The organism is Anaerotignum sp. MB30-C6 (genome assembly GCF_030908465.1).
Classification (GTDB): domain Bacteria; phylum Bacillota; class Clostridia; order Lachnospirales; family Anaerotignaceae; genus Chakrabartyella.
Window position 1 is genome coordinate 1648619 of sequence record NZ_CP133078.1, and the last position, 17843, is coordinate 1666461.

The following is a 17843-nucleotide window of genomic DNA, read 5'->3' on the forward strand; positions in this document are numbered from 1 at the left end:
ATGTTTATTCACTTATTTTAATTTTTCATTAATGCGCTACACGCCAAAAACTTTATTTCCCGAGGAAACTCTGGTGTTTCTGCGGACAATGAAATGGTATAATTTTCTATTTGAAATGATTTTAAAAAGAGCTGCCTTCCCTCTAGGTTAATACACCCCTTTGCCTCTTGGCTATCCATTACAGTAAAACTCTCAAAGGGATAGCTGATTCCCTTTCCAATTAATTTTGTGCTACTTTCTTTACTTGTCCATAGTTGGAAAAAGAACGGAATTTGTTCAGATTCATCTAATGTTTGAAAGATATTTTCTTCATGAGAAGAAAATATCTTTTTTCTTTTCTCTGGAACTTTCTCCCGATGCTTTTCAATATCACAGCCAACGGGGCCATCAGAAAAAGCACAAATTGCCACCTCACCCGAGTGTGATAGACTAAAAAAATACTCATTGCTCCGTAAAAATGGCTTACCCTTTGCCGTAACTTCTATTTTATTATACAAACTCAGCTCATTCACCGATAAAAAAGCATACCTTAATAAAAGCCCTGCTGCCAAAGACAGACGCTTACTTTCCTCTTTACGCAATTTCTCTACCCCACTACGTCTTGTCTCTTCTACCAATAACAAGGCTTTTTCAAATAATTCAGGATCTTTTAATTCATCCCCATCCATTAATAGCAATTCCATCATCTTAATGCACCTCATAGCATAAGAAGCAGAGCTGTTTGAGTAAATACTCATACAACTCTGCCTTACTATTTCTATAAACTTATTTCACAATCAAGTTTACGATTCTACCTGGAACATAAATTTCTTTCACAATTTCTTTTCCTTCCAAACGGCTGCCCAGAACTTCTTTCGCCTGAGCCAAAACTTCATCTTTTGTTGCGCTTGTGGAAATCTCCATTGTACCTCTCAACTTACCGCCGATTTGCACTGCAATTTCGATAGAGTTCTGAACCAGCTTGCTTTCGTCAACTTTAGGCCAACCTGCTTCAAAAACAGATTCATTGTGACCCAATTCTCTCCAAAGTTCTTCAGAAATATGGGGCGCAAAAGGAGCCAACAAAATTACAAATGTATCCAAAGTTTCTTTGGAAAGTCCGCCCTGTGCTTTTGCAATATCATTCAGCTTATTGGAATACTCCATGAAACCACTTACGATGGTATTCATTGTCAATGCTTCCAAACGACTTGTGATGTCGGAAATCAACTTATTACATACAAATTCTTCATCTTTGCCCGCCTGAACCGTGGCATCCTTGTAGTTATAAACCATTTTCCAAACTCTGTTTAAGAAACGGAATACACCATCAATACCACTTTCATCCCAGTCACAATCCAATTCTGGAGGACCTACGAATAATTCATACATCCTCAGGGAGTCACAGCCATAATTTTCTACCAAATCATCAGGAGATATTACGTTGCCCAAAGATTTGCTCATTTTTCCGCCGTCTTTTGTAATCATACCCTGATTAAACAGCTTCTGGAATGGTTCATCAAAAGGAACTGCACCAATATCGTACAAGAATTTTGTATAGAAACGTGCATACAGCAAGTGCAATACAGCGTGCTCGATACCACCAACATACAAATCAACAGGTGCCCATTTTTTCAAGGCATCCATGCTTGCCAACTCCTTATCGTTATGATTATCAACATAACGCAGGAAATACCAGCTAGAACCAGCCCACTGGGGCATTGTATTTGTTTCTCTCTTTGCAGGCTTGCCACAAACGGGGCAAGGTGTATTTACCCATTCATCAATCTGAGCCAAAGGAGACTCTCCTGTGTCCGTAGGTTTGTAGGATTCAACCTCGGGAAGCAACACAGGCAACTGATCTTCTGGAACAGGAACTGCACCACAGTGTTCACAATGGATAATGGGAATAGGTTCACCCCAGTATCTTTGTCTGGAGAATACCCAGTCACGAAGCTTGAAATTCACAGTTTTCTTGCCAATGCCCTGTTCTTCCATCAAATGAGGTACTTTTTGCTTTGCCTCAAAGGCTTTCATGCCATTCCAATCACCAGAGTTAATGATAACACCGTCACCAACATAAGCTTCTGTCAAGGGCTTTTCGTCTTCCCCTTCAGGCAAAATAACCTGAACGATGGGGAGTTCAAACTTTGTAGCAAACTCAAAGTCACGTTCGTCATGGGCAGGTACACACATGACTGCACCAGTACCGTAGTCAGCCAATACATAATCTGCCACCCATACAGGGATTTCTTTGCCACTTACAGGGTTTATGCAGTATGTGCCAGTGAATACACCTGTCTTTTCTTTATCTGTCAAACGGTCAACAGAAGACTTTGTAGAAGCATCAAAGCAGTATTTTTCAACAACTTCCTTGCACTCAGGTGCTACAAATTCTTCCAACCCCTTGTATTCAGGAGCCAAAACCATAAAAGTAGATCCGTAAAGGGTATCTGGTCTTGTGGTATAAACTGTGATGCTCTTGTCGCTACCACTGATTTTGAAGTCAACTTCAGCACCGTAGCTTTTGCCAATCCAGTCAGACTGCATCTTTTTCACTTTTTCTGACCAATCTAATTTTTGCAAATCATCCAGCAATCTATCCGCATAAGCAGTGATTTTCAACATCCACTGACGCAAATTTCTCTTTGTAACTGTTGCGCCGCAACGTTCGCAAGAACCACCTGCCGCTTCTTCGTTGGCCAAAACGCATTTACAGCTTGGGCACCAGTTCAAAGGCATTTCCTTTTCGTATGCCAAGCCTTTTTTGAACATTTGAACAAAAATCCACTGTGTCCATTTATAATAAGAGGGATCTGTTGTATCAATTTCTTTATCCCAGTCATAAATGGCACTAATTTCATGGAGCTGTCTTTTTACATTGGCAATATTATCCGCTGTGGAAATACGAGGATGGGTATTGTGCTGAATAGCAAAGTTTTCCGCAGGCAAACCAAAAGCGTCCCAGCCCATGGGGTGCAACACCTGAAAACCCTGCAGGATTTTATATCTGCTTACAACGTCACTTAATACATACCCTCTCCAATGACCAACGTGAAGGCCTGTGCCTGAAGGATAAGGGAACATATCCAAGCAGTAGAATCTGGGTTTTTTATCGTCTTCTACGTTGATGGGATTCTTTTGCCACTCCCCACGCCATTTCTTCTCAATTTCTGTAAACTCGTAGCGATTATTCATTACAAACTCCTCCTTAACAAAACGTTCTCCAAAAAGTTACTTTTTTATCAACATAAATGATAGCCCATTTTTTCATAATTTAATATATAAATGCTCAACCATAGCAAAAAGATTTCTGTAACAGAAACCCGCTACCATGAAGCCGTAAAATATCTTTTGTGGGATTTAAAGTTGATAATTCTTAAAAATAAAAAAACCTCCGTCTCCAGTTAGAGACGAAGGAATACTCCGTGTTACCACTCTAGTTTGCCAAAGGCACACTCGAAACCTATAACGGGGGCTACCGTTGCCGCTTACTGATCAAGACTGATGTTCTGGGCAAAACTCCAAGGCCAGTTCCAAAACCTGTTTTTACCGACTCACACCAACCGTCGGCTCTCTGGAAAAAACTATTGAAATGTACTCTTCCTCTTCAAAGTCTATTTATGAAACTATTTATAACATATTTACCAATAAAAATCAAGTGTTTTTAGTTATTTTTAAAAAGAATACTGTCTACATAACATCTGTCAAGGACTTTGCGTATTTTTTCTACACAAAAATACTTATAACGGAAGGTGTTTGACAACGCCTGTTTTTCAGTAGGCCCTTGCCTGTACATTTCCCCCTATCCATACAGGTCAGGGCGTTCCTAAGTCCGTTAAACTGCTTCCTCCCCTTCAAATTGATTGCGGTAAAGGTCGAAGTAAAACCCTTTTTTCTTCATTAACTCTTCATGGTTACCACGTTCTATAATTTTACCATGATTAATTACTGCTATTAAATCTGCATCCTTTATTGTACTTAAACGATGAGCGATGACAAAGTTAGTACGCCCTTTCATGAGATTTTGCATTGCTTCTTGTATTTTCATCTCAGTTCGAGTATCTACGCTACTGGTTGCCTCATCAAGAATCAATACCGACGGGTTTGCTAGAATTGCTCTGGCGATGGCCAGCATCTGCCGCTGACCTTGGCTTAAGTTGCCGCCACCGTCAGATAGAACGGTATCATAGCCATCAGGTAATCGTCGTATAAACTCATGGGCATTGGCAAGTTTTGCCGCTTGTTTTATTTCCTCATCCGTGGCATTTAGCCTACCATAGCGAATATTCTCACGAATGGTATCGGTAAATAAATAAGTGTCTTGTAAAACAATGCCTAAGTTAGAGCGTAAACTCCTTCGCTTGATGTCCATAATATTATGACCATCAATGGTAATGATCCCTGAATCAATATCATAGAAGCGTGTCAGTAAATTGATAATTGTGGTTTTACCCGCTCCTGTTGGCCCAACAAATGCAATGGTTTGGCCTGGCTTTGCGTATAGGTTTACATCTTTTAAGATAGGATGACCTTCTTCATAAGAAAAGTTTACGTTGGAAAGAACCACGTCCCCTTCTACCTCCGTAAGCTCTGCGGAATGAGGGGTGTCTTTTAACTCTTCTTGCTCATCTAAAACCTCAAATACTCGCTCTGCCCCAGCGAAAGCAGCCATCATAGAGTTTACCTGATTTGCTAATTCATTCAAAGGCCTGGTAAATTGCCTGGAATAAATAATAAAGTTAGAAATGATGCCTAGGGTCATTGGCATCCCCATAACCATCATTAAGCCCCCTGTAGCCACTACAATGGCATAGGTCATATTGTTCAGTGCCATCATAATCGGACCAATCATACCGGAAAAAATCTCCGCACGTACGCCAACCTCTAGTAGGTCTGAGTTTCGTTTAGAAAAAGTTTCTGTCATTTCTTCTTCCTGACAAAACACCTTTACTACCTTCTGTCCCGAAATAATTTCTTCAATGTGGCCGTTTAGCTTCCCTAATCGCTCCTGTTTTTCCTTATAATATTTTTTGGAGCGGGTGGTTACCACTTTTGTAGCAATAATCATAATTGGGATTGCCACAGCAGAGGCAAGAGTCAAAGGAACGCTTAAATAAAGCATCATGGCAAACGTCCCTAGGAGGGTAAGCACACTTTGAAAAACTTGAGATATGCTGTAGTTCAGTGCCATAGAGATATTATCCACGTCATTGGTAACACGGCTCATTAATTCACCATGGGTGGTGGTATCAAAATACTTTAAGGGGAGCCTTTGTATTTTATCAAACAACTCTTTTCGGATACTGGCTACAACATTTTGTCCTACCACTAAAAATAGATAACTTTGAAGCCATGTACACAAAGACGTACCTACATAAATCATAAAAAGGGTAGTACAAACCCTTGCTAACCCCTGAAAATCCAAGGTTACAATGTGTTCGTCAATGGCTATACCAATGAAACGTGTTGCATAAACGGTTCCAATGGTAACAAAAGCAATACAAATTATGGAGATTGCTTGGTATAACCAATATTTGTTAAGATATTTTAAAAGTCTACCAAGGGTTTTCATTGTGTCCTTAGATTTTTTAGGAGCCACAGGAGGCTGCCCTGCCATTCGTGCTTTAGACATCCAGTACCACCCCTTTCTTTATTTGTGATTGGTAAATCTCTTGATAATCCAAGCTAGTTTCCATAAGATAATTATGGTCACCTTCGGCTACAATCTTTCCATCTTGCAGCACCAAAATCTTATCCGCATCCTTAATGGAGCTAATTCTTTGGGCTATAATAAATTTTGTACAGCGGCTATGGGATTCTTTCATAGACTGTCGAATTCTTTTTTCCGTTAGAGAATCAACGGCACTGGTGCTATCATCAAAAATAATGATGCTTGGATTTTTAATCAAAGCTCTGGCAATGGAAATACGCTGTTTTTGTCCACCAGAAACATTTACCCCTTTTTGACCCAGCTCTGTATCATACCCATTGGGTAACTCCATAATAAAATCATGGGCCTGGGCTGCTTTTGCCGCTGCCACAACATCTTCTTCAGTTGCGTGTTTGTTACCCCACTTAATATTATCCCGAATGGTTCCTGTGAATAAAATCGTTTCCTGCAAAACAACAGAAACTCTGTTTCGTAACTCATGAATGGCATAATGCCGCACATCAACGCCATCTATATAAATTGCTCCTTCCGAAACATCATATAGTCGAGGCATAAGGTTTACTAACGTAGACTTACCAGAACCCGTTTCACCAAGAATGCCTATGGTCTCACCTGAATTTACGGTAAAGCTTATTTCATCCAGAACAGGCTCTCCACTGCCACCCTTATAGCGAAAGGATACATTTTTATAGGCAACTTCCCCCAGAGTCTTTTCTGGCACAACTGGATTTTTAGGATCAACAATATCAATCTCCTCATTTAAGACTTCATTTACACGGTTAATTGAAATCTGCGCCCTTGAGATGTTCATAAACACCATGGCAAGCATCATCAATGCCAAGAGCATTTGCATTAAGTAGCTAATGAAAGCCATGATTTCCTCTATCTTCATGGTTCCATCATATACTTGTATCCCGCCAAACCAAAGAATTGCAATAATGGAAATATTCAAAATAAGCATCATAGCAGGCAGCATAAGTAAAACAATACGAAACGCCTTTACACCAGTCTCTTTATAGTCCTCATTGGTAATATGAAACTTCCCTATTTCATAATCATGGCGAACAAAAGCCTTAACAACACGCATACCAGCCAAACATTCTCGCATGACAGTATTTACCCCATCTAATTTTTCTTGAACCAACTTAAACTTGGGCATGCCCTTCCTCATGACAAAAAAGGTTACCAATGCTAAAATGACAATCGCAGCAACAAGTATCAGCGATAGCTTTGCATTGATCGTAAAGGCCATAATCAAGCTACCAAAGCAAAGGAGTGGCGCCCGAATTAGCATTCGCAAAGACATCAAAATAACCATTTGTATCTGGGTAATATCATTGGTTAATCGAGTGATTAAGGATGGGGTCTGAAACGTATCTATATTATGGAATGAAAAGTCCTGAATCTTTTCAAATAAGGCTTTTCTTAAATCCGTGCCTGCCCGCTGACTAACGATGCTGGCAGTTATTAAACATCCAATACCTCCTGCAACTCCTAAAATTGCAATAAAAATCATTGCTACACCCAGTTTCAATATATAATTACTGTCTTGGGTAGCTACACCGTTATTGATTAATAAGGTCATCATTTTGGGCATAATTAATTCCGCTGCGGCCTCAATCAACATGAGTAATGGTGCCAAAATCGCCAAGGTTTTATATGGCTTCATGTACTTTAATATTACCTTCAATCCTGTTCCCCCATTTCCTGCAAGTCCTTATTTACATTCTCTAGAATCCGTGCTAACATACCCAAGCATACGTCCTTTTCCTCCTTAGAGAAGCCACGAAAGCCCACCTCGTCTATAGTTGCACCTTTTTCAATAAATTCACGAAATTTGTTCTTGCCCTTTTCCGTTATACTTACCCGCATACTTCGCATATCATTTTCATCACGAATACGTTCAACCAGTTCATCCCGTTCCATTCTTTTTAAAACATCTGTCATAGACCCAGGTTTGATTCGGATGAATTCACAAAGCTCTTTTTGCGTTTGTAGATTCTTCGCAGTCAAAGACATTAATATCGGTGGTTGCCCAGCAGAAAGCCCAATTTCCTGGGCACTACGCATCATGTATATATGATATAGTCTAAGCAGTGCGTTCATGGTAAAGGAAAAATCCGTTGTATGTTTCCCCATTGCCTCTCTCTTTTTTGCTAATCTTTCAGAAAAATTCATTGCTATCCCTCCCACTAAAACACTTGTACTATTATTCTCTATATTATCTTTATAAAACCCCATTCTAATTGTTTATCCTCATTTACTAACCCATAATGAATCTTTTTTGTGAAATTAATATCAGAACTTATCTATGTAGTGGCACATTTTCTTCTAATTATAAACAAAAAAATAGTTAGAACTCTAATCAATTGATTAGGTGTCTAACTATTCTATCACGCTGATTTCATTTGTCAAGAAAAATTTTATAAAACATATTCAAACATAAATACAATATGGCAACTACTACCAACCATTACAAAAACATGGAAAATTTCGTGAAAGCCAAAGTTCTTAAAAGTAATATTGGGCTTTTTTAATCCATAAATTACAGCACCAACGGTATATGCAATACCCCCAGCCAATAGGAGACCAACCCCTTGCCAGCTAACGGCTTTTTCTAATGGAACAAAGACAATTACGGCTAACCAACCCATAACAACATAAATCAGCGTAGATAGCCATCTTGGTGCATTCATCCAGAAAATTTTAAGCAGAATTCCTGCCAAAGCAAATGCCCAGATCAAGACTAACATGCTCCAGCCCCACCTGCCATGTAAAGAAACTAGGCAAATTGGTGTGTACGTACCTGCAATTAATACAAAAATCATCATATGGTCAATGCGTCGCAAAATATTGGTTTTGTTTTGAGGCAGCTGCAATGTATGATAAATTGTACTGGCTCCGTATAATAATAATAATGAAATACCAAAAACTGCGAAGCCCCACTGATGCCAAACGCTTGCCTCCAGTTTTGCTTCTTGCATCAACAATACAAAACAGGGGATTACAGCAAGAAAACCGATAAAATGTGTTAATGCGCTCACTGGGTCTTTTACTTTCAATTTTAAATTTTTCATAGCAGCCTCTCCTTGATGTAGTTTTCAATACTACATATCATTATATCCATATACTAGCACATTATTTACAATAACGCAAGAAGAATTTGTAAGAAAATCTTGATACATAGTTTGAATTACTATATAATAGAAACCAAAAGATAATGTTATTCATTTATCAGAATTGAGGTGAACAGATGACCACATTAGATAAGATTATTGAAACCTTTACGCAACAAATTAAGTTTTCAGGAATTATCGAAATCGAAGATATCCCCAATATTGATTTATATATGGATCAAGTAACGACATTTATGGATAAGGCTTTAGAGCAATATAAACGCTATGAAGAGGATAAGATTTTAACCAAAACCATGATTAACAATTATACAAAGGCTAAAATCTTCCCTGCTCCTGTTAAAAAGAAGTATAGCCGCACTCATATCATGCTTTTGATTATGATTTATCATTTAAAATCCGTCCTTTCCATCAGAGATATTGGAATTCTATTTCAACCGGTACTTTCAGTAAAGTCAATTGAAGAACAAGAGGAACTCATTCGCAATTTATACGAAGGCTTTACCAAGCTGCAACTTACCACACGACAGTTTATGCAATCTTCTGCGGAAGGTATCAAAGATACCACTACACCAGCAAAGGATATTTTAGAAGAATATAAAGACGAAAAAATCAAAAAAATATTATTGGTATTGCTTCTTGCAATTCGTGCAAACGCTGAAAAACAATTGGCAGAAAGAGTTTTGGACTTATATTTTTAATTAATCATAAAGCGAACCCACTATTTAAGTTGGATTCGCTTTTTCCATTTTCAACCCCAATCTATTACCGCTGTACCCCTCCTCTCTTATTTTAATTAATTCTCTTTTACAAAATGTAAATACAATGAAATTTAATTACAGCATGAACTTACTTTGCATAGGGCAAATACTTTAAAACCTCTGATTGCTTCTAAATAAATTTGTATCATGACATAAAAAACCCCCTTTTGTTAGATTTATTCTCTAACGAAAAGGGAGTTTTCATTTATACTTAAATGAGTTAAAACAAACTAAGCTGATTTGTTTCAGGAATTCCATCCAGCACACCGTTTTCTTTTAATAAATCAATGAGAGAACGGCCAAGGGATGTTCTGTTTTTCAACTCTTCTAATGTATTAAATTCTCCTTCTTTCCTACCCTCAAGAATACTTTCAGCAGCATTGGTGCCTAAGCCTTGGAGTGAATTAAAAGGCGGAATCAATCCTTCCTCTGTTACAATAAACTTCTTGCTATCAGATTGATAAAGATCCATAGGTAAAAACTTGAATCCACGGGCATAAAACTCAACGATAATTTCCAATACTGTCAGTTTGTTTTTATCCTTTGTTGTTGCCTCCATCCCCTTTGCATGGATATCTTTAATGGCTTCTTTTGCTTTATCTATCCCCTTACACATAATTGCATAGTCAAAGTCATCACTGGCTCTTACGGTAAAATATGCAGCATAATATGCCTTTGGATAATGGATTTTAAAATAGGCAATGCGAAACGCCATCATTACATAAGCAGCAGCATGGGCCTTAGGGAACATATATTTAATCTTCTGGCAGGATTCAATATACCAATCTGGTACATTGCAAGCCTTCATATCTACAATATCCTCATCGGTCAGCCCTTTGCCTTTACGCACTTTCTCCATGATTTTAAAGGATTTCTTTTTGTCAACCCCTTTATTGATTAAGTAGATCATAATACTATCACGGGTTGATATGGTTTCCTTAAGGGTAATGGTACCACTTTCAATTAAAGTTTGGGCATTGCCCAACCACACATCAGTTCCATGGGAAAGGCCCGAAATACGCAGTAAATCCGCAAAGGATTTTGGCTTTGTATCTAAAAGCATTCCTCGAACAAACTTTGTACCAAATTCGGGGATGCCCAAAGTACCTGTTTTACAGTTTATGTCCTCCTCGGTAACACCCAAAGCCTTTGGCGATTCAAATAAAGACATGGTTTCGGGATCACCCAAGGGAACGGTCTGGGGGTTCACCCCCGTTAAATCATACAGCATACGAATAACCGTCGGGTCGTCATGACCCAAAAGGTCAAGCTTCAGCAAACGGCCACTTATGGAGTGATAGTCAAAGTGAGTGGTGGTGATTTTGGATTTCATATCGTTGGCTGGTCGTTGTATGGGACAAAATTCAAATATATTATGATCATTGGGCACGACCATCAGCCCCCCTGGATGCTGACCCGTAGTTCTTTTAATGCCTGTACAACCCATAACCAAACGGTTAATTTCCGCATTATGTACCGTTTGTTCTCGTTCATCGAAATATTTTTTTACAAAGCCATAGGCGGTTTTATCTGCAAGGGTACCAATCGTCCCAGCTTTAAACACATGTTCGGAACCAAACAATTCTTCCGTATAGGCATGGGCACACTGCTGATACTCTCCAGAGAAGTTTAAGTCGATATCCGGCTCCTTGTCCCCCTCAAAGCCAAGGAAGGTTTGGAAGGGAATGTCATGCCCATCCTTATGAAGCTTTTCACCACAAACAGGGCAGTTTTTCTCAGGCATATCACAGCCACAAGCCTCTTCCATGGCGTAAGCCTTAACGGTTTCAGAATCAAAGTCTGAATATTTACAACTAGGGCAAACATAATGAGGTGGCAAGGAATTTACCTCGGTAATCCCCGCCATATTCGCCGCAAAGGAAGATCCAACGGAACCACGAGAACCGACCAAATACCCATCCTCAACAGACTTCCACACTAATTTCTGGGCAATAATATAAAGTACCGCATAGCCGTTACTGATAATGGAATTCAGCTCCGTTTCCAGCCTATCCTGTACAATGGCAGGCAGAGGGTCACCATAAATAGAATGGGCTTTATCCATACAAATCTGCCGTAGTTCATCATCGGCACCTTCAATTTTAGGTGGGAAGGTTTCATCTGGAATTGGCTTGATCTTCTCAATCCGCTCTGCAATCAGGTTCGTATTAGTGATTACCACTTCCTTTGCTTTTTCTTCCCCTAAATAAGCAAACTCCTCCAGCATTTCTTCTGTCGTGCGGAAAAATAAAGGAGGTTGATTTTCTGCATCTGAAAAACCTTCAGCCGCCATGATAATTTTTCTATAAACCTTATCATCAGGTTCTAAAAAATGAACATCGCAGGTAGCAACCACAGGCTTATCATACTTTTCACCTAAAGCGACTATTTTCCGATTCATCTCAATTAAATCATCCATAGATTTTATTGCATCAACCTTAGGTGAGTCAATCATAAAGCGGTTATTCCCTAAGGGCTGTATCTCCAAATAGTCATAAAAACGAACGATGCTTTCTATAACTTCCTTGGATGCACTATCTAACAAGGCACGATAAAGTTCCCCTGCTTCACAAGCACTGCCTAAAATCAGCCCTTCACGCAAACGCATGAGCTGACTTTTGGGAATGCGTGGTCTTCTAAAGAAATAATCAATATGGGATAAAGAAACCAATTCATATAGATTTCGCAGACCTGTATAGTTTTCAACCAAAATAATGGCATGATTTGCCCGTAGCTTTTTATAGTTAACGGTACGGCTAGAGAAGATGTTCACCTCATCCAAGGTAAAAACCTTCTTTTCCACAAGTCTATCTATAAATTTTAAAAACATTTCCGCCGTTGCCTCAGCATCATTTACTGCTCTATGGTGCCCTACAAGGGAAATATCTAAATGCTCGCAAACGATATTTAGTTTATGCTTATTTAATTCTGGTAACAAAGTTCTCGCCAATTCCAAGGTATCCAAAACTGTATTGCCTACCTCTAGATTGCAATATCTCTCCGCCGCCACACGAATAAAGCCCATGTCAAAGTTTGCGTTATGGGCTACCAAAACAGCATCTTTGGTAAATTCTAAGAACTCAGGTAAGGCTTCCTGTATCTTTGGGGCATCCGCAACCATTGCATCGGTTATCCCTGTAAGCTTTGTAATTTCACTGGAAATCGGTTTTTGTGGGTTTACAAAGGTACTAAAACGGTCTATTATTTTTCCGTTTTCCACCTTAACCGCACCAATTTCTGTTATCATTTCCTTTTCTTTGGAAAGACCAGTGGTTTCTATATCAAAAACCACAAAGGTATCATCAAGATTTTGTCCTTTTGGCATGGAAACCACATTGCCTAAGTCATCCACCAAATAAGCCTCAACGCCATAAATCACTTTTAAATCAGATTTTCCTGCGGCATTCATTGCATCAGGGAAAGCCTGCACAACGCCATGGTCTGTTATAGCAATTGCCTTGTGCCCCCAGTCTATGGCACGCTTGATGTAGTTTTTTACTGAGGTAATCCCGTCCATGCTACTCATCTGGGTATGTAAGTGTAGCTCAACTCTTTTTTCCTTGGCGTGATCCATTCGAGGTGGTACTGCTTGGGCCGTGTTGATGTTCTTTGCCATGATATTTATTTCTCGAGCATATTTATCAAACTGCACATCTCCCTGTACTTTCACACAAGCGCCTGTTTTAAAACATCCTTGCAGCTCACCGTCAAATACACTTTTCTTCACGAAAAATTTAACAGTAGTAGAATCTGTTTTATCTGTAATATCAAAGGAGACAATGTACTTTTCACCTTTGATTTCTCTACTTTCTACATTAAAGATGCTACCCTCAATCACTACGGCTTCTCCTACGGTCTTGCTTTCGGAAATGGGAACTCTCATTCCTGTGCATTCCTTACCAAACAAAATACCTTTTAGAACGGAATCGGAAACGCCTGCCGCTTCTGCCGCCGATTTTTCTTGCTCTACAGCTGCCTGAGCCGCAACGATTTGTTGTAAGAATTTATCTGCCTTCGCTTCTTTTTCCTTTTCAAACAGTTCCGTTTCCTTTTCCGAGGCAGAAACGTTTTTGAACTGCGTAACAAGGGCTCGTCCCGTTTCTCTTTCAATCATATGCTGCACATCTATGTCCAGCCTTTTTTGTGCCATATAGTAGGCCATATTATTCTTCACATAAATGAACAGCTTTCCATCTTTATACTTCCAATCTGCGTCAGAAATTACCCCTGCGCAAATTTTACTTTGTTGGGAAATATAAGCCTTGATGTTATCCCAGTAGGTTGATAAAAAACCATCGTCATCCAAATCCCCCAATGCGTATTGTAAGGATAAGCGAACGGCCTTAATGCCAGGCAAGGTTTGTTCTAGTTCCTTTTTAAACTGCTCCGTTTCATGAAAAGGGATCAGCTTTGGCGAAAGGATATCTACGGCAACAGTACGCTCTTTCTTGAAGATTGTCAGATTCTTTACCTCTGTACCCCAAAAAGCTTCTTTTACCCCCACAGATAAAGAAATTTTCTGAAAAACCTGATCAAAGCTTTGTATTGTCATGCTGTCCCTCCTTTCTATGTGCTAAGTTTAATACTTCTTAATTTCTTCCATTAAAGCGGAAACCAATTCCTCTTCTTTTATCTTTTTAATGATTTCCCCTTTTTTAAACAGGAGCCCTTCTCCTTTGCCTCCTGCGATGCCCACATCGGCCTCTCTCGCCTCCCCTGGGCCATTTACAACGCATCCCATGATGGCAACCTTAATGTCTTTATCAATACCCTGACAAAGTTTCTCTACTTCGTTGGCAATGGAAATTAAGTCTATTTGGGTTCTGCCACAGGTGGGGCATGAAATGAGTTCGATTCCAAATTTACGCAAGCCGAGGCTTTTTAAAATTTCCTTTGCTGCTGGGATTTCCTCTACTGGGTTTCCTGTTAAGGAAACACGAAGGGTATCCCCAATGCCTGCAGCAAGAATTGCACCTATGCCCACGGCGGATTTGATGGTGCCACTATAAACCGTACCAGCTTCCGTAATACCCACATGGATGGGGTAATCAATGGCCTTTGATAACAGCTGATAAGCCTCTAATGAGAATACCACATCCGATGCCTTAATGGATACTACAATATTATAAAAGCCATACTTTTCTAGAATCTCCACATGGCGCAAAGCACTCTCCACTAACCCTTGAGGCGTTACACCGCCGTATTTTTCTACCAAGTCTTTTTCCAAAGAGCCACTGTTTACGCCAATACGAATGGGAATTTTCTTTTCCTTTGCCTTTTCCACCACTTGACGAATGCGACTTTCCTCCCCAATATTGCCTGGGTTAATTCTAACTTTATCAATGCCCAGTTCCATAACTCGAAGGGCTAATTTATAATCAAAATGAATATCTGCCACCAATGGAATATGGATTTGCTTTTTGATTTCTTCAACAGCATTGGCAGCGTCCATATCTAAAATTGCAACACGAACCAGTTCACACCCAGCCTCTTCAAGCTCTAGTATCTGCTTTACTGTGGCCGCCACATCCCGTGTATCCGTATTGCACATGGACTGTATCACGATAGGGTTTCCACCGCCTATTTTAACATTGCCCACCTGCACTTCTTTTGTCATCTTTCGAAACATACAACTCACATCCTTTTTACAATAAAATCGAATAGATTTTAGGTTTATTATAACAAATTGTTTTTGGTTTGACCTCATTTCTCTGAAATAGTTTTGAATGTTTCGGAAAAAAGTCATTAACTTCTTTAATGGATAGAAAATCACTTTATAGTCTCGTTTACTTCGCTTTGAAAATAGACATATAAACAATTTATCTTTTAGCGTAAAAAACGCCCAAATGATATTCATTTGAGCAACTGCAAAGAACATATAACACACCTGAAAAGTAAAATCTTTGCTAACGTATTGATCGATTTCATTCATATAGGAAAACATTGAGTTCATAGGCTTTTACACCCATGAACTCAATGAAACGCTTTTTTGTAGTTGTAAAAGCCCTAGGAATTCTTTTCCTTTAGCTATTAGAAATTGAATTGGTTATGCAAAAATTTTTACAATATCGCCGTACAAAACAAATACCATCAGCCCCATCAAAAATGCAAATCCAATAAAATGAATTCGGTTTTCCAGCTCGGGGTTTAGAGGCCTTCTTCGAATTGCCTCCACCAATAGTAAAAGAATCTTTCCACCGTCCAAAGCTGGGATAGGGAATAGGTTTAAAACCCCTAAATTGGCACTTAATACAGCACCGATATAAACCACATTTTGTATCGCCGCCTTTAAGCTATAGCTTAAGCCTGCCTCATAGCTATCGCCAACCATTTTTACAATGGTGATTGGGCCGCCAAACTCCTCTTTTTCTGCGGTAAAGGTGAAGACACGTGCCAAGCCTTCAGCCGTCAGCTTAATATAGTTCAGCATGGAGTAATAGCTATAACGAATGGTCTCGAATACAGAGGAACGGTCATAGCCTTCTATTTCTTCGGCAAACAACCCAATCTTAACTTCGGGAGCAAATCCAATTAAGTAGCCTTTTCGTTCTTCATCATATAGGGGAGTCAACTTATAAGAATACTCCTGACCTTCCCTAAGAACATCCAGGCGTAATTCCTGTCCGTCATTTTTATAAAGCTGGGCTTCTAATTCATCATAAATATGGATAGACTTACCATTGATTCTATGAATTTCGTCACCAGGTTGTAGCCCAATTTCTTGAGCTGGGGTATTGGGCAACACTTCTCTAATCTGTGGCACAGCCATATAAGATGTGGAAGTGAGTCCAATAATCATAACCAATGCCAGTAGGAAGTTCATAAAAGAACCAGCGGCCATAACAATAAAACGAACACCAACAGATTTATTTAGGAAAGAGCGAGGCCCAACGGTACCATCTTCTCCTTCGCCTTGCATACGGCAAAACCCACCTAATGGCAAAAGGCGGATGCTGTACTCCGTCTCCCCTTTTTTACGAGAAAAAATCTTTGTACCCATGCCAATTGAGAACTCTTCAACTAGAATTCCACTTTTCTTTGCTGCAATAAAGTGTCCAAATTCATGAACAATAACAAGTACACCGATTAAAATTAGCGAAATAATAATGGAGAACAAGCTCCAGCCTCCTCTCGTTTATTAGAAGTTCACATCCGTAGCAAAGGCTCTTGCCCACGCATCTGCTTCTAATAAATCATCTAATGTATATTCATACTTTACAGTATATGCATTCATAGTTCGTTCTATCAGTTCAGGAATTTGTAAAAAAGAAATTTTTCCTTTTAAGAATTTTTCCACAGCAATTTCATTAGCTCCATTCAACACCGCTGGCAGTGTTCCACCCACTTCAAGGGCATGGTAAGCCAATGCCAAACAACGAAAGGTTTCCATGTCTGGTTTTTCGAAGGTCAAAGTGTTTCTCTGTGTAAAGTCCACCTTGGGAAAGGGGCTTTTTTGTCTTTTGGGATAGGTCAACGCATATTGGATGGGAACCTTCATATCCGGTTCTCCCATTTGTGCCATAATTGCCCCATCCTCATACTCTACTGCCGAGTGAAGGATGCTTTGGGGATGTACCAAAACCTCAATTTGGTCAGTGGAAACGCCAAAAAGCCACTTCGCTTCCATGACTTCTAACCCCTTATTCATAAGGGTTGCCGAATCAATGGTGATTTTTTTGCCCATGGACCAGTTGGGGTGCTTCAAGGCGTCAGCAGCGGCAATATGCATTAAATCCCCTCTATTCTTCCCTCGGAAGGGACCGCCAGAAGCCGTTAATAAAATACGGCGAATTGGATTTTCATCATTTCCTTGCAACGACTGAAAAATTGCAGAATGCTCACTATCCACAGGGTAAATGGAGATGCCCTTTGCCTTGGCTAAATCCATGACCAACTGACCCGCGGAAACCAGCGTTTCTTTATTTGCTAGAGCAATATTTTTCCCCGCTGAAATCGCCTCGAACGTAGGCTTTAAACCTACATTTCCGACTACGGAAGTTACCACCGTATCTATGGAATTAATTGTGGCAACTTCAATTAATCCATCCATACCTGTTAATACTTTTGTTTTAACGTCAGAAAGGCGATCCTTAAGCATCTTTGCCTGATTTTCTTCCATCACAGCAACAAAACGAGGTTTATACTTCCTTGCCTGCTTCTCCAACAAATCAATATTATGGTTTCCACTAATCCCTGCCACTTTTATATCATTCAAGTTATCAACTACTTCAAGGGTTTGCGTGCCTATAGAACCAGTTGAGCCTAATATCGAAATTTCTCTCATTCTATCTTACC

The 17843-nt window shown here is 39.6% G+C and carries 11 protein-coding genes and 1 other annotated feature; of the genes, 1 reads left to right on the forward strand and 10 read right to left on the reverse strand.

What is annotated here, in order from left to right; genetic code table 11:
- Positions 1–17: 17 nt before the first annotated feature.
- From RBQ60_RS08330 to trhA, 6 genes are all read right to left on the reverse strand, one after another.
- A complete protein-coding gene (locus RBQ60_RS08330; RefSeq protein ID WP_307883249.1) occupies positions 18–686 on the reverse strand; it encodes a 4'-phosphopantetheinyl transferase family protein in 669 nt (222 codons plus the stop codon).
- Positions 687–765: 79 nt separating this feature from the next.
- Entirely contained in the window at positions 766–3177 is a 2412-nt protein-coding gene (gene leuS / locus RBQ60_RS08335) for a leucine--tRNA ligase (protein WP_307883250.1), read from the reverse strand.
- A gap of 208 nt (positions 3178–3385) precedes the next feature.
- Positions 3386–3602 (reverse strand) — a binding site (T-box leader).
- 215 nt (positions 3603–3817) lie between these two features.
- Complete coding sequence (locus RBQ60_RS08340; RefSeq protein WP_307883251.1) at positions 3818–5614, reverse strand: ABC transporter ATP-binding protein; 1797 nt, start codon at positions 5612–5614, stop codon at positions 3818–3820.
- Entirely contained in the window at positions 5607–7343 is a 1737-nt protein-coding gene (locus RBQ60_RS08345; protein ID WP_307883252.1) for an ABC transporter ATP-binding protein, read from the reverse strand. Before RBQ60_RS08345 ends, RBQ60_RS08340 begins: the two co-directional genes overlap by 8 nt.
- Positions 7340–7831: a MarR family winged helix-turn-helix transcriptional regulator gene (locus RBQ60_RS08350; protein ID WP_307883253.1), complete on the reverse strand. Its 492-nt coding sequence runs from the start codon at positions 7829–7831 to the stop codon at positions 7340–7342. The genes RBQ60_RS08345 and RBQ60_RS08350 overlap by 4 nt, the downstream gene beginning before the upstream one ends.
- A gap of 245 nt (positions 7832–8076) precedes the next feature.
- A complete protein-coding gene (trhA, locus tag RBQ60_RS08355; RefSeq protein WP_307883254.1) occupies positions 8077–8730 on the reverse strand; it encodes a PAQR family membrane homeostasis protein TrhA in 654 nt (217 codons plus the stop codon).
- 176 nt (positions 8731–8906) lie between these two features.
- On the opposite strand from trhA, the gene RBQ60_RS08360 reads away from it, so the two are divergent.
- Positions 8907–9488 carry a DUF1836 domain-containing protein gene (locus RBQ60_RS08360; protein WP_307883255.1) on the forward strand — a complete coding sequence of 194 codons (582 nt, stop codon included), beginning with the start codon at positions 8907–8909 and terminating at the stop codon, positions 9486–9488.
- Between the two features lie 280 nt (positions 9489–9768).
- Here the strand turns inward: RBQ60_RS08360 and RBQ60_RS08365 are convergent, their stop codons facing one another.
- From RBQ60_RS08365 to RBQ60_RS08380, 4 genes are all read right to left on the reverse strand, one after another.
- Positions 9769–14100: a PolC-type DNA polymerase III gene (locus RBQ60_RS08365; protein WP_307883256.1), complete on the reverse strand. Its 4332-nt coding sequence runs from the start codon at positions 14098–14100 to the stop codon at positions 9769–9771.
- Positions 14101–14127: 27 nt separating this feature from the next.
- On the reverse strand, positions 14128–15177 hold the full coding sequence (ispG, locus tag RBQ60_RS08370; RefSeq protein ID WP_307883257.1) for a flavodoxin-dependent (E)-4-hydroxy-3-methylbut-2-enyl-diphosphate synthase: 1050 nt from the start codon (positions 15175–15177) through the stop codon (positions 14128–14130).
- A 417-nt stretch (positions 15178–15594) separates the two neighbouring features.
- The gene (rseP, locus tag RBQ60_RS08375) at positions 15595–16665 is read right to left on the reverse strand and encodes an RIP metalloprotease RseP (RefSeq protein ID WP_307883258.1); all 1071 of its coding nucleotides are present in this window, start codon (positions 16663–16665) and stop codon (positions 15595–15597) included.
- A gap of 21 nt (positions 16666–16686) precedes the next feature.
- Positions 16687–17832 (reverse strand): 1-deoxy-D-xylulose-5-phosphate reductoisomerase, encoded by a 1146-nt coding sequence (locus tag RBQ60_RS08380; protein ID WP_307883259.1) that lies wholly within the window; start codon positions 17830–17832, stop codon positions 16687–16689.
- Positions 17833–17843: the final 11 nt, after the last annotated feature.

What these genes read in the sequence shown, in the direction of transcription:
- RBQ60_RS08340 (WP_307883251.1), bottom strand. Translation starts at nt 5,614, where the DNA reads ATGTCTAAAGCACGAATGGCAGGGCAGCCTCCTGTGGCTCCTAAAAAA.
- RBQ60_RS08360 (WP_307883255.1), top strand. Translation starts at nt 8,907, where the DNA reads ATGACCACATTAGATAAGATTATTGAAACCTTTACGCAACAAATTAAG.
- RBQ60_RS08330 (WP_307883249.1), bottom strand. Translation starts at nt 686, where the DNA reads ATGATGGAATTGCTATTAATGGATGGGGATGAATTAAAAGATCCTGAA.
- ispG (WP_307883257.1), bottom strand. Translation starts at nt 15,177, where the DNA reads ATGTTTCGAAAGATGACAAAAGAAGTGCAGGTGGGCAATGTTAAAATA.
- leuS (WP_307883250.1), bottom strand. Translation starts at nt 3,177, where the DNA reads ATGAATAATCGCTACGAGTTTACAGAAATTGAGAAGAAATGGCGTGGG.
- RBQ60_RS08365 (WP_307883256.1), bottom strand. Translation starts at nt 14,100, where the DNA reads ATGACAATACAAAGCTTTGATCAGGTTTTTCAGAAAATTTCTTTATCT.
- trhA (WP_307883254.1), bottom strand. Translation starts at nt 8,730, where the DNA reads ATGAAAAATTTAAAATTGAAAGTAAAAGACCCAGTGAGCGCATTAACA.
- RBQ60_RS08350 (WP_307883253.1), bottom strand. Translation starts at nt 7,831, where the DNA reads ATGAATTTTTCTGAAAGATTAGCAAAAAAGAGAGAGGCAATGGGGAAA.
- RBQ60_RS08380 (WP_307883259.1), bottom strand. Translation starts at nt 17,832, where the DNA reads ATGAGAGAAATTTCGATATTAGGCTCAACTGGTTCTATAGGCACGCAA.